This window comes from Microbacterium thalli (assembly GCF_028737325.1).
Lineage (GTDB): Bacteria > Actinomycetota > Actinomycetes > Actinomycetales > Microbacteriaceae > Microbacterium > Microbacterium thalli.
This window is the reverse complement of the sequence record NZ_JAQZCH010000002.1, coordinates 1,049,747-1,062,970: the sequence shown is the minus strand read 5'-3', so window position 1 is coordinate 1,062,970 and position 13,224 is coordinate 1,049,747. Positions and strand designations below refer to the sequence as shown.

Genomic DNA, 13,224 nt, shown 5'->3' with positions numbered 1-13,224 from the left:
AGGCTATCGCGCGGGGTCCGCCTTCCCGGGGCGCTCCCGGCATCCGCGGGGTCGGGCGTCCTAGGCTGGTGGCGTGCTGATTCCGATCTCGAACTCCGCCCGGGACTACGCCTGGGGTTCCGACACGCTCATCGCCGAGCTGCAGGGGCGCGAGCCCTCGGGCACCCCCGAGGCGGAGATCTGGTTCGGTGACCACCCCGGCAGCCCGTCGCGCGTCGACGACGGCACCGGGCGGCCGCTCGACCGCGCGCTCGCCGAGGTCGGCGTCGAGCCGCTCCCTTACCTGCTCAAGCTGCTGGCGGCCGGGATGTCGCTGTCGATCCAGGCCCATCCCTCGCGCGACCAGGCTGCCGAAGGGTTCGCCCGTGAAGAGCAGGCGGGCGTTCCCCGGGATGCCGCCGAGCGTCTCTATAAGGACGAGAACCACAAGCCCGAGATCATCGTCGCGCTTTCGGAGCGGTTCCGCGCGCTGGTCGGGCTCCGCCCCCTTGCCGAGACACGTCGCCTGCTGTCCTCGCTGCCGGGTCGGCCCGGCGTGCGAGCGCTCGCGGCGGCGTTGGACGAGATCGACGACGAGGATGACGCCGCCGTGCTGCATCGCGTCATGGGGTGGGTGCTCTCGGGCGAGGCGACCGAGGTCGTGGACGACCTCGCCGCGGCACTCACCGGCGCAGACGCGGACGACGCGGCATCCGGTTTCGCCGCGGAGCGCGCCGTGCTGCGCCGCATCGCCGAGCAGTTCCCCGCCGACGCCGGCCTGGTCGTGGCGACACTCATGAACCTCGTCGAGCTCTCACGCGGAGAGGCGCTGTTCGCCCCCGCGGGCGTGCTGCACGCCTACCAGGACGGACTCGGCGTCGAGCTCATGGCCGCGAGCGACAACGTCCTGCGCGGTGGTCTCACCCCGAAGCACATCGACGTCCCCGAGCTCATGCGCATCGTCGACACGGGCACGGGTCCCGCCCCGATCGTCGAGCCGGAGGAGATCGCGCCGGGCGTCTTTTCGTACGACGCCGGGGTGCCGGACTTCCGGCTCGTGCGCGTCGAGGCGACCTTCGAGGCCGTCACCGAGATCCCGCTCACCGGACCCGCGATCGTGCTCGCGACGACCGGCGATGTCGTCGTCGAGGCCGGCGGCGACCGCGTCGAGCTCGTGCCGGGAACCGCTGCCGTCGTCATCGCCGCGTCGGTCGCGATCGGGGGAGCCGGCGAGGCGTTCGTCGCCCAGCCGGGGCGCCGCTGATATCCGCGACACGCCGACGAGCGCTCGCAAAGGTTAAACACCCGCTTGAGGGTTTACGATCCGCGACTTGACCGGAGCGAATCACACGGGTGTAATTAATGCGAGACACGCGGTCCGCGTGCCGGCCGACGAGGAGGGAACACGATATGACGGCATACCGTTCGGGCGTTCCCGACAACTGGTTCGTCGATCCGGTCAACCTGGGTGTTCCGGGCGTTCGCCGCGCCGACCCCACCGACGACGACAACGCGCTCGGGTGGCAGAGCGATGCGCTGTGCGCCCAGACCGACCCCGAGGCGTTCTTCCCCGAGAAGGGCGGCTCGACCCGCGACGCCAAGCGGATCTGCACCTCGTGCGATGTCCGGGGCGAGTGCCTCGAGTACGCCCTGCAGAACGACGAGCGTTTCGGCATCTGGGGTGGCCTGAGCGAGCGCGAGCGTCGCAAGCTCAAGCGTCGCGCGGTCTGACGACAGCGGGCGCCGCCGGCGGTCTTTCTCGACGAACCGCGCGCTCACTGTCCCCGACCCGCAGGTGGTCGGCTTAGGCTGGGGCCCGTCATGCCCGCCCGAGTACACGCGCTTCTTGTCGTGCGTCCCGATGGACGCGCACCCGCGGCCTACCATCTCTCGCGCACGCTCGCCGCGCTGCGCGAGCAGACGCGCGCCGTCGACGCGCTGACGATCGTGCTGTGCGGCGCCGACGACCGGCTGCGCACGCTCGCCGAGGAATCGGGCGCAGAAGCGGTCATCGCGGCTCCGGCCCGCACAGGATTCGCCGCTGCGCTGCGGATGGCATCGCGCCGCATCGACGGCGACGCCATATGGCTTCTCGCGCAGGATGTCGCACCGGAGGCGCCCGCCCTCGAGCGCCTCGTCGCCGCGCTCGAGACGGCGCCGTCGGTGGCCGTCGCCGTCCCCAAGCTCGTCGAATGGGATGACCGCAGCCGCATCGTCTCGCTCGGTCGGTCGCTCACGCGGCTCGGAGCCGCCGTGGGCCTCGCCGACGGCGAGCACGACCAGGGCCAGCACGATGCCGCGGACGACGTCCTCGGCGGAGACGTCCGCGGTCTGCTCGTGCACACGGCGGCGTGGCGCGAGCTGGAGGGCGTCGACGACGCGCTCGGCGGCGCCGACGAAGGCCTCGATCTCGGCGTCCGGGTGCGTCTCGCGGGCGGTCGCGTCGTGCTCGCCCCCGGCGCCCGCATCGCCGTCGCCCACGACGGCGTCGCGGGCGCGCCTGCGCCGCACTCGACGCGTGCTCGCGCCCGCGCGGCGCACGCGGCCCGCGTCGCCCAACTGCACCGCCGGCTGGTCTATGCCGCGCCGCCACTGGTGCCGCTGCACTGGCTGTCGCTGCTGCCGCTGGCGCTGTGGCGCTCGATCCTCCACCTCGTGGGCAAGCGTCCCGCTCGCATCGGCCCGGAATGGTCCGCGGCGTTCACCGTGCTCGTGAGCCTCGTTCCGGTCGTGCGCGCCCGCTCGCGCATCGCCCGTCACCGACGGGCCTCGTGGGCGCAACTCGCCCCGCTGCGGGTGAACACGCGCATCATGCGCCAGCGCCTGATCGAGGACGAGCCCGCCGGCACCGGGCCGCGGCGCACGGACCTCGGCTTCTTCTCCGGCGGCGGGGCGTGGGCGGTGCTCGCCGCGCTCGTCGTCTCGATCGCGGCCATGCCGGCCGCCCTCAGCTGGCCGTCGATCGGCGGGGGAGCGCTCGCCCCGCTCGCCGCCACCGTCGGACGGCTGTGGGACGAGGCCACGGGCGCCCAGCGGCCACTCGGGTGGGACACGGTCGGGCCGGCAGACCCGTTCAGCGCCGTCGTCGCCGTCCTCGGCACGTTCTCGCCGGGGGATCCGTCGCGGGCGCTCGTCGTCCTCTGGATCCTCGCGCTGCCGCTCGCCGTCCTGGGCGGCTGGTTCGCCGCCACCCGCCTGACGGAGCGCCCGGCGCTCCGCATCGTCGGCGCGGTGCTCTGGGCGCTCGCGCCGGCGTTCCTCGTCGCGCTCGGCGACGGCCGGCCGACGGCCGTCATCGTGCACCTCGTGCTGCCCTGGCTCGCCTTCACCGCCGCGGCGGCGCACCGCTCCTGGGGCAACGCGGGAACGGCATCCATCCTCCTGGCCGCCGTGCTGGCGTGCTCACCCGTGCTCGCGGCGCCGGTCGCGGTGATCTGGGTGTGCGCGGTGGTGCTGGCCCTGGCGCTGCGCGGCCGCCGCGCCGCCTTCCGGTGGCTGTGGATCCTCGTGCCCTCGCTCGCCCTGTCGGCACCGCTCGTGGTGACGCGGCTGCTCGCTCGCGACCCGTGGTCGCTGCTCGCCGACCCCGGCGTGCCGTGGAACGGCCCGCGCGTCGGCGACGACGTCGGCGGCCGCGTGCTGCTGGCCGCCGGCTTCCCCGCCGATGCCGGATGGTCAGCGTTCACGGGCGCGGGCGGCACGATGTGGTGGCTGCTGCTGCTCACCGCCCCCATCGTCGTGCTGGCGCTCGCCGCCGGCGCCTCGTCACGCCGTTTCGTGGGCGTCGTGCTGCTCGTGGTCGCGGGGCTCGGCGTCGTCACCGCGATCGTGACGACCGGTGTGTCGGTCTCGATCGACACGACCACGCCGATCTCGCTCTGGCCCGGAACGGCTGTGAGCCTCGCCTGGGTGGGGCTGGCCGGAGGCGCGCTGCTCGCGCTCGACAGCGTGGTTCCGGTGCGCGCGATCCGAACGGTCGCGGCGAGCATCGCCGTCGTGGGCCTCGTGGTCGCGGCGGTGCCGACGCTGCTCGGGCAGGCGCGCGACATCGCGATCGTCAGCCGCGGCGAGACGAGCACGCTGCCCGCGTTCGTCGCCGCCGAGGGCGCCGGACGGCCGGGCCTGGGCACGATCATCCTGACGCCGACGAGCGGTGGTGTGGCCGTCGACGTCGTCTGGGGCGGCAGCGCGACCCTCGGCGGGCAGTCGACGCTCGTGACCGCGCGCACGCAGCTGACCGAAGGCGACGAGGCGGCCGCACAGATCGCGGCCGATCTGGTCACCGACACCGCGAACGACGTCGTCGGCGAGCTCCGCGAGCACGGGGTAGCGTTCATCCTCGTCGCCCCCGAAGTCGCCGGCGAGTCTCCGGACGCGCGCACGACGCGCCTGGCCGCAGCGACCGCGCTGAACAGTCGGGACGGATTGGATGCCGTCGGCGCGACCGATCGCGGCGAGCTCTGGCGTCTGTCGGGCGACGTCCCCCCGCGTTCCGAGGCCCCGGCGTCGGCGCGGACGGTCTCGAATACGGCGTGGACCGGCATCGCGGCAGTCTTCGCGATCGCGCTGCTGCTGGCGTTGCCCACCCGGGGGAGCCGCTCCGCCTCGCGGGCCGTGCCGCGTGTTGTCGGGACGCGGGATCTTCGAGGGAGAGAGCGATGAGCGTACGTCTGACCGTGACCCGCTCGGTCGTCGGCGCGGCTGCGGCCGTGGTCGTGGCCGGCGGCATCGGGCTCGCCGTCGTCGGCCCCTGGCCGACGACGGCGCGCGAGCCGATCGGGCTCGACGTCGTCCCCGAGGCGGCCCGGTCGGTCGCCGCGTGCGACGGACCGTTGCTGGTACTCGGACGTGACGAGAGCGCGCCGGGGGCGATCACCGAGGCGGCGGCCGCCACCGTCGTGTCGGCCTCCGCCGGCGCCGCGCCTACCGAGACATCGCTCGCGACGCCCGACCGCGCCGACACGGGAACCGCTCCGTCCGCCTTCGTCGCCGAGCCGTCCGACGGGCGCCCGACCGACCTCGCGGCGGCATCCGCTTCCGTCCTCGATGCGGCCGACCTGCGCGGCCTGAGCGTATCGGCCTGCACCCGGCCCGCCATGGAGTCCTGGCTCGTGGCCGGCTCGGCGGCAACGGGCGCGAGCGACATCGTGCTGCTGACCAACCCCGGCGACGTCCCCGCGACGGTCGACCTGCGGGTCTACGGAGCCGAGGGCGCCGAGGACCCTGTGGCGGGGCAGTCGGTCGTCGTGGCCGCGCGCACGCAGCGCGCCGTGCCGCTCGCCGCCCTCCGACGCGGCGAGGAGAGCCCGGTCGTCCGCGTCACGGCCGCCGGTGCGCCGGTACGCGCGTCGCTGCAGTCCGCCCTGACTCGCACGCTCATCGCGGGCGGCGTCGACCAGGTCTCGGCGGCGGCGCCGCCGGCGACCACTCAGATCATCCCGGCCGTCGATGTGACGGTGGCGCCCGATTCCGGCTCGTCCGCCGGGGGCCTGTCGGTGCGCCTGCTCGCGACGGCCGCCGACACGACCGCGAGCGTCGTCGTGCGCTCCGTCGCCGACGGCTCCGTGGTGTCGCAGCAGGACGACATCGCGTTGACCGCCGAACAACCGCTCGAGCTCGAGGTGACGGGCATGCCGATCGGCGACTACACCGTCACCGCGACCGCCGCGCAGCCGCTCGTGGCGTCGGCGTGGACGTCGACCGACATCTCCGCGCCCGCCGATTTCGCGTGGGCCGTCGGAGCGCCGGCGATCGATGCGCCGACGCTCGTCGCGGTGGCGCAGGCCCCCGGGCCCACCCTCACCCTCGCCGCCGCTTCCGACGCCACGGTGACGGTCACGCCGCTCGCGGGCGGCGATGCGCAGACGCTCGAGCTAAGGGCGGGGGAGTCGCGGACGGTCACCGTCGCCGCCGGCCAGACCTATCGCGTCGATCCCGGCTCGGGCATCGTGCACGGATCCGTGGGCTTCGCAGCGGCCGGGCAGATCGGCACGTATCCGGTCTTCGGCTCGGCGGCCGCCGCGGCGGAGCTGACCGTCTACCCCTGAGCGGGCGTGGGGTCAGAGGAAGCGGAAGCGGTCCGGGCCGAGGTCCCAGGGATCGCGGTCGAGGTACTCCGCCGCGGCCCGGAAGACGCAGCTCTCGACCATCATGCGTCGGTGCAGATCGTCGTTGCGGTGCAGGTGATTGAGTCGCTCGATCGGCAGCCGGTACAGGATGATGCGCTTCTCGTCCGACAGCACGCGCCACCGCGGGATGCCGTCCTCGTCGCTCGCCGCGGGCATCCCCGCGACCTCGAAGCGGACGTCGCGCAGTTCGGGCCACGCGCTGCGGAGGAACTCGGCAGCGGTGCCGACCGAGAGGTCGAAGCGCTCCGCCCGCGTCTCGAGCGCCGGCAACGGCGGACGGACGACCGGGCTGCGGTCGTCGCGGCCGTGACGACCGTGCCGCGAGGGCCGGCTCCGGCGAGGCGGAATCGGGCGGGAACGGCGCCGGATCATGACGCCCATCCTATGCGCGCCGGCGCGATGCGGACGGCGCGGGCCGCACCGCGCGGCGCGGCATCCCGTCGTCGTCGCATCGCGGGTCTACCGTGGAGCAAATGCGCGAGAGACTGTGTTCGAAGGTGGGCTGCGCCCGCGAGGCCGTGACGACCCTGACCTTCGACTACGGCGACCAGATGGCGGCGCTCGGTCCGCTCGGCGGCGGCACCGACCCCCACGCGCACGACCTCTGCGCGATCCACACCGACCGGTTGTCGGTGCCCAAGGGATGGGTCGTCATCCGGCACGAGACGCTGCGCGTCTGAGCGTCCCGGTCTCGGCGGTCATTCCGGCGGAGTGACCGAGCCCCGCACGGGAAAGCCCCGCGGCGTCTCTCCCGCGGCGTTCGCGAGGGCCGAGGCGCGCTCGTCGATGCGGCGCAGTGCGGCGTACTCCCGATCGCGGCGCAGCGCCACCACCGCCCGGACGAAGGTCTCGGGGTCGGCGGCCGGCACGGGCGACACGAACGGACGCACCTCCGCCGCGACCGCTCCCGCCGCACGCACGCGCGCAGCAGGGTCCATGGCGGCGGCCGACCGGGCGAACTGTCCGGCGCGGCGAGCGACGCGGTCGGGCAGACGGGCGACGTCGGCGACAGCCGCCCATTCCTCGAGCTCTGCGGGTACCGGGCCGGCGGGCGCGGGCAGCTTCGGCGCGCGCGTGCGCTCGCAGTACGTGCCGGCGACCATGTCGCCGAGTCGCGTCGAGCGCGGGGTGAAGGTCGCGACGACGCCGGCGAGAGCCCCGAAGGTGAACCAGACCTCGAGGACGCCCAGCAGAGCCCGGATGAACGCCTGACGGAACCCGGTGGCGCCGCCGTCGTCCCGGACAATGCGGCCGCCGACGGCGAGCTTGCCGAGGCTGCGACCCCGCGAGAACGTCTCGACCGCCGTCGGGATCACCACGAGCACGAGGACGAGCATCGTGATCGTCACGATCGGCGAGAGCGCATCGAGCTGCAGACCCCCGACGATCCGGTCGCCGACGAGGAAGAAGAGCACCAGCAGGGCGATGCCGCACAGCACATCGATGAGCGCGCCGAGGGCGCGCAGGAAGAATCCCAGCGGCTGGACATCGAGCGCGACCGCCTCGCCCGTGAGGATCTCGTCCTGGCGGATCTCGACCGTGGCCGCGGGCGTCGTCATGGGTACAGTTAAGCAAATGGACCTCGACGCCCTGGTCGCCGCCCGCCGCGCCGAATGGGACCGGCTCGACGCACTGAGCCGCACCCGGCGTCTGACGAGCGATGACGTCGACGAGCTCGTGGCCCGCTACCGCGCGGCATCCGCGGATCTCGCCGACATCAAGACCTCGGCCGGCCGAAGCGTCGAGGGAGATCGGCTGTCGATGATCCTGTCGCGGGCTCGTCTGCGACTGACCGGGGCGCCCGAGAACGTGCTGCGGCAGATCCCGCGCTTCTTCCTGCAGCAGCTGCCGGCGGCGCTGTACCGCGTGCGGTGGACGACCCTCGTCGTCGCGCTCGTGTTCATCGTGATCGCGACCCTCGTGGCCTTCTGGGTCTCGGGCGACCCGGCGGCCGTCGCCGCCCTCGGATCCCAGGCGCAGCTCGAGCAGTACGCCGAGAACGACTTCACCGCCTACTACAGCGAGAATCCGGCGGCTGTGTTCGCCGGCACCGTCTGGACGAACAACGCGTGGATCGCGGCGCAGTGCGTCCTGTTCGGCATCACCGGCCTGTGGCCGGCGATGGTGCTGATGCAGAACGCCGTGAGCATCGGGCAGGCCGCCGCCATCCTGATCTCATTCGACCGGGGCGACGTGTTCCTCCTGCACATCGCGCCCCACGGCCTGCTGGAGCTGACGTGCATCTTCGTGGCCGGTGCCACGGGATTCCACATCTTCTGGGCGTGGATCGCTCCGGGCCGGCGCAGCAGGGGAGAGGCGCTCGCCGCGGCGGGTCGCTCGCTCGCGACGGTGGCGATCGGGCTGATCATCGCGCTCGCGCTGGCGGGACTCGTCGAGGGGTTCGTGACGGCGCAGCCGTGGCCGTGGCCGGTGAAGATCGGCATCGGCGCGCTCGCGCTGGGCGTGTTCCTGGCCTACATGCTGGGCCTCGGCCGCGTCGCCGCGCGCAGCGGCGAGACCGGTGATCTCACCGAGTACGAGGCCGGCACGCCGCGTCTCGTCGTCGGCTGACGGGATGCCGCATCCGGCCCTTTCCCTGGCTTCGTTTTGAGCGAATCAAAATAAGCCGCTAGGCTGGGGGCATGACGATCGCGACCGCTTCCGAGGCCATCCGCGCCTCCGGGCTGCGTGTGACCGATTCCCGCACCGCGGTGTACGGCGCCCTGCGCTCGCGTCCCCACGCCAGTGCCGACGAGATCTTCGCGGACGTCGCCGGCGACCTGCCGCACGCCAGCCGCCAGTCGGTCTACAACGCGTTGAACGATTTCGCCGACGCAGGTCTCGCGCGGCGCATCGAACCGGCCGGACGCTCCATGCTGTTCGAGCTGCGCGTGGGCGACAACCACCATCACCTCGTGTGCACCGGATGCGGCCGCGTCGAGGACGTCGACTGCGCGGTGGGCCACGCCCCCTGCCTGCATCCCTCCGACGGCCACGGCTTCGAGCTCGTCTCGGCCGAGGTGACCTACTGGGGACGCTGCGCCGACTGCGCAGCGGCATCCCGCGCCTCCTGACTCCGGTCGACCGACCGATCCCGACCTGACCCGACCCTCTCTCCCGAAACCCCTACGGAAGGATCTCCATGAGCGATCGCGACCCGCAGTCCGCACCGATCGGTGCGGACGTGACCGAGACCGATCAGGCCGTCACGCCGATCGATACCCCCGTCGACGAGCGCGCCGACGGTGAGACCCGTCCGCGCCCCAACGACGCCGGCGGCTGCCCCGTCATCCACGGCGGCGCGGAGCAGGGCTCCGGGCACGGCTCGCACGGCGGCCAGCCGCACCCCACGGTGGGCAACGCCAACCACGTGTGGTGGCCGAACCAGCTCAACCTGCGCATCCTCAAGAAGAACCCCGCCGTCGGCAACCCCGTCGGTGAGGACTTCGACTACGCGGCCGCCTTCGAGTCCCTCGATCTGGCCGCGGTCAAGAAGGACATCGAGGAGGTCATGACCACCTCGCAGGACTGGTGGCCGGCCGACTTCGGGCACTACGGCCCGCTCATGATCCGCATGGCCTGGCACTCCGCCGGCACCTATCGCGTCACCGACGGCCGCGGCGGCGGCGGCGCCGGACAGCAGCGCTTCGCGCCGCTGAACAGCTGGCCCGACAACGTCAACCTCGACAAGGCCCGGCGTCTGCTGTGGCCGGTCAAGAAGAAGTACGGCCAGTCCATCTCGTGGGCCGACCTCATGATCCTCGCGGGCAACGTCGCGCTGGAGTCGATGGGCTTCTCGACCTTCGGCTTCGCCGGCGGTCGCCCCGACGTCTGGGAGCCCGACGACGACGTGTACTGGGGCCCCGAGACCACGTGGCTGGCCGACGAGCGCTACTCGGGCGACCGCGACCTCGAGAAGCCCCTCGCCGCCGTGCAGATGGGCCTCATCTACGTCAACCCCGAGGGCCCGAACGGCGAGCCCGACCCGCTGAAGTCGGCACGCGACATCCGTGAGACGTTCGGTCGCATGGGCATGAACGACGAAGAGACCGTCGCTCTGATCGCCGGTGGACACACCTTCGGCAAGACCCACGGCGCCGCACCCGACTCGAACCTCGAGGACAACCCCGAGGCCGCGGGTGTCGAGATGCAGGGCCTCGGCTGGAAGAACAACCACGGCACCGGCCACGGCGACGACACCATCACGTCGGGCCTCGAGGTGACGTGGACCTACCACCCCACCCGGTGGGACAACGAGTTCTTCCACATCCTCTACGCCTACGAGTGGGAGCTCATGCGCAGCCCGGGCGGCGGCCACCAGTGGCGTCCCATCAACGGGGGCGGCGCCGACATGGTGCCGATGGCGCACTCGAACGGCCGTCGCGAGCCGCGCATGCTCACGAGCGACCTGGCGCTGCGCATGGACCCCGCCTACGACGAGGTCTCGCGCCGCTTCAAGGACGACCCGGTCGCCTTCGGCGACGCGTTCGCCCGCGCGTGGTTCAAGCTGACCCACCGCGACATGGGCCCCATCGCCCGCTACCTCGGCCCCGAGGTCCCGCAGGAGGAGCTCATCTGGCAGGACCCGGTGCCCGCCGTCGACCACGAGCTGATCGATGACGCGGATGCCGCTGAGCTGAAGTCGCGCATCCTCGCGACCGAGCTCACCGTCAGCGAGCTCGTCGCCACCACGTGGGCTGCGGCCTCGACCTTCCGTGGCAGTGACAAGCGCGGTGGCGTCAACGGCGCCCGCATCCGTCTGGCTCCGCAGAAGGACTGGGAGGCCAACAACCCCGCCCAGCTGCAGCGCGTGCTCGGCGTGCTCGAGCGGGTGCAGGCATCGTTCAACGACGCACGCACCGACGGCAAGAAGGTCTCGCTGGCCGACCTGCTCGTGCTCGCGGGCAACGCCGGGGTCGAGAAGGCCGCGCGCGACGGCGGCGTCGAGGTGACGGTTCCGTTCCGTCCCGGGCGCACCGACGCCACGGCCGACCAGACGGACGAGCGCTCGTTCAGCCACCTCGAGCCGGTGGCCGACGGGTTCCGCAACTACTACGGCCCCAACGCCGTGCTGCCCGCGGAGCACCACCTCATCGACAAGGCCAACCTGCTGACCCTCAGCGCACCCGAGATGACGGTGCTCGTGGGTGGTCTGCGCGCCCTCGGCGCGAACTACGACGGATCGGCCTTCGGTGTGTTCACCGACCGACCGGGTGTGCTCACGAACGACGTGTTCGTCCGCCTGCTCGACCTCGGTGCCACCTGGAAGCCGCTCGACCCCGGCGCGCACGCGTTCCGCGGTGTGAACGCCGACGGGTCCGAGATCGGCATCGGCACGCGCGTCGACCTGCTGTTCAGCTCGAACTCCGAGCTGCGCGCCATCGCCGAGGTCTACGCCTCCGACGACGCGAGCGAGAAGTTCGTGCGCGACTTCGTCGCCGCCTGGACCAAGGTCACCGAGCTCGACCGGTTCGACCTGCGCTGAGCCCCGCGGCATCCGTGTGAAGGCCCGTCCCCTCGTGGGGCGGGCCTTCCTCGTTCCCGCGGAGCGGTGGGGCGGGGACGAGGGTGCGGTGGGTCGGGTGGGCAGGTGCCGCCGCTTCGCGCGGATTCGGGGGCGCGGGGTGCCCGGTGAGTGGTGGGGGCTGAGCCTTGGCTGGCAGGTGGTGCCGCGTCCAGCTCCGTGTGCGGGCGCGAGCTGCCAGGTGACGGCCCGTGCTGCCAGGCGAAGGCCCAGCGCCAGGTGACGGCCCCGCACGGCGACAGGCAGAGGTCCGGCCCGGCGCCATGTGAAGGCCCGGGGCCGGGGCGGGGTCAGAGCCGGCCGGCGGCCTTGAGTGCCAGGTAATGGTCGGCGATCGCGGGAGGAAGCGCCTCGGGCGTCGCGGTGAGGGCCTCGCCGCCGGCACGCCGCACCGCTGAGGCCACGCGCTCGGCGTCGCGATCGGCGTGGGCGATGGCCGCCTCGCGGTAGACGTCCTCGGCGAGACGACGCGCGGGGCCAGAATCCGGCACGTCGCGGGCGGCACCCACGAGCACCGTGGTCCGCTCGGTCAGCGAGGGCAGCGCGCCGAGGAAGCCTCGAGCCGCCTCGGGCGAGTCCTGCGCGGTGAGCAGCACCACCAGCGAGGGGCGCGAGGTGAGCGCGCGCACCTCGGTGACGACCGCGCTCCAGTCGGTGTCGATGAGCGTCGGCTCGACGGGCGCCATCGCGTCGACCAGTGCCGGCAGCAGCCGGGCGCCGGCCACGCCGGTGACGCGGGCGCGGCGGGCTCGGTCGAAGATGACGAGGTGCACGTGATCACCCGCTCGCGCCCCGAGCGCGCTCAGCAGCAGAGCGGACTCCATCGCGGCATCCAGGCGCACGCCGTCGCCCACGCGGGAGGCGCTGGTTCGGCCGGAGTCGATGACGATGACGACGTGACGGTCTCGTTCGGGGCGCCAGGTGCGCAGCATGGTGGTGCCGGCCCGGGCGGTGGCGCGCCAGTCGATGGAGCGCACGTCGTCGCCGCGGACGTACTCGCGCAGGCTGTCGAACTCGGTGCCGCGGCCGCGCACCTGCACGCTCGTGTTGCCGTCGAGCTCGCGCAGGCGAGCGAGGCGCGAGGGCAGGTGTCGTCGCGAGGCGAAGGGCGGCAGCACGCGCACCGCCCCCAGTGCGGGGACCACCCGTTGCCGGCCGGCGAGCCCCAGCGGACCGCGGCTGCGGATCGCGACGAAGCCCGAGCGCAGTTCGCCACGACGACGGGGGAGCAGCGGGATCGGGATGCCGCGGCGTTCGCCGGCCGGCACATCGAGGTCCGCCCGCGCCTCACCCGCGCCGGCCGTGGGCTGCCAGCCGTCACGCAGACGGCCCCGGATGCCGCGGGGTCCGCCGTTGTGGATGAGCACGGTCGTCGCGACAGGTTCGCCCAGGCGCGCCCGGGCCGGGATGCGGCGCTCCACCGTCACCCGGTGCAGCGGGCCGGCGGCGAGCACGTCGACGACGGCGACCACGATGCACAGTGCCGCCCACGCGAGCGCGGTCCACGCGGCATCCCATCCGGCGGCCGGGGCGAGGACGACCGGCACGATGCCGGCCGCGACGAGCAGGGCGAACAGACCCGACAGATACACG

At 73.2% G+C, this 13,224-nt stretch carries 11 protein-coding genes; 8 read left to right on the top strand and 3 right to left on the bottom strand.

Features of this window, described 5'->3' with window-relative positions; all coding sequences use genetic code 11:
- The first annotated feature begins 73 nt into the window (after positions 1-73).
- The 4 genes from manA (at position 74) to PUW82_RS13190 (ending at position 6,026) form a co-directional block, all read left to right on the top strand.
- Positions 74-1,243: a mannose-6-phosphate isomerase, class I gene (manA, locus tag PUW82_RS13205; RefSeq protein ID WP_274222733.1), complete on the top strand. Its 1,170-nt coding sequence runs from the start codon at positions 74-76 to the stop codon at positions 1,241-1,243.
- 146 nt (positions 1,244-1,389) lie between these two features.
- A complete protein-coding gene (locus tag PUW82_RS13200; RefSeq protein WP_274222732.1) occupies positions 1,390-1,710 on the top strand; it encodes a WhiB family transcriptional regulator in 321 nt (106 codons plus the stop codon).
- 90 nt (positions 1,711-1,800) lie between these two features.
- Positions 1,801-4,641: a glycosyltransferase gene (locus tag PUW82_RS13195; protein ID WP_274222731.1), complete on the top strand. Its 2,841-nt coding sequence runs from the start codon at positions 1,801-1,803 to the stop codon at positions 4,639-4,641.
- A complete protein-coding gene (locus PUW82_RS13190) occupies positions 4,638-6,026 on the top strand; it encodes a DUF5719 family protein (protein ID WP_274222730.1) in 1,389 nt (462 codons plus the stop codon). Before PUW82_RS13195 ends, PUW82_RS13190 begins: the two co-directional genes overlap by 4 nt.
- Before the next feature lie 12 nt (positions 6,027-6,038).
- Here the strand turns inward: PUW82_RS13190 and PUW82_RS13185 are convergent, their stop codons facing one another.
- On the bottom strand, positions 6,039-6,479 hold the full coding sequence (locus PUW82_RS13185; protein ID WP_274222729.1) for a metallopeptidase family protein: 441 nt from the start codon (positions 6,477-6,479) through the stop codon (positions 6,039-6,041).
- A gap of 101 nt (positions 6,480-6,580) precedes the next feature.
- On the opposite strand from PUW82_RS13185, the gene PUW82_RS13180 reads away from it, so the two are divergent.
- A complete protein-coding gene (locus tag PUW82_RS13180) occupies positions 6,581-6,787 on the top strand; it encodes a DUF3499 family protein (protein WP_178013449.1) in 207 nt (68 codons plus the stop codon).
- Between the two features lie 18 nt (positions 6,788-6,805).
- Here the strand turns inward: PUW82_RS13180 and PUW82_RS13175 are convergent, their stop codons facing one another.
- Entirely contained in the window at positions 6,806-7,666 is an 861-nt protein-coding gene (locus PUW82_RS13175) for an RDD family protein (protein WP_274222728.1), read from the bottom strand.
- Between the two features lie 16 nt (positions 7,667-7,682).
- Here PUW82_RS13175 and PUW82_RS13170 point away from each other — a divergent pair, with 16 nt between their 5' ends.
- The 3 genes from PUW82_RS13170 to katG all read left to right on the top strand — a co-directional run bounded on the left by PUW82_RS13170 (position 7,683) and on the right by katG (position 11,592).
- Positions 7,683-8,678 carry a stage II sporulation protein M gene (locus tag PUW82_RS13170; RefSeq protein ID WP_274222727.1) on the top strand — a complete coding sequence of 332 codons (996 nt, stop codon included), beginning with the start codon at positions 7,683-7,685 and terminating at the stop codon, positions 8,676-8,678.
- Positions 8,679-8,749: 71 nt separating this feature from the next.
- On the top strand, positions 8,750-9,181 hold the full coding sequence (locus PUW82_RS13165) for a Fur family transcriptional regulator (protein WP_274222726.1): 432 nt from the start codon (positions 8,750-8,752) through the stop codon (positions 9,179-9,181).
- A 68-nt stretch (positions 9,182-9,249) separates the two neighbouring features.
- Positions 9,250-11,592, top strand: coding sequence for a catalase/peroxidase HPI (gene katG, locus PUW82_RS13160; protein ID WP_274222725.1), 2,343 nt, complete (start codon positions 9,250-9,252; stop codon positions 11,590-11,592).
- Between the two features lie 329 nt (positions 11,593-11,921).
- Here the strand turns inward: katG and PUW82_RS13155 are convergent, their stop codons facing one another.
- Positions 11,922-13,223, bottom strand: coding sequence for a DUF58 domain-containing protein (locus tag PUW82_RS13155; RefSeq protein ID WP_274222724.1), 1,302 nt, complete (start codon positions 13,221-13,223; stop codon positions 11,922-11,924).
- Position 13,224 lies beyond the last annotated feature (1 nt).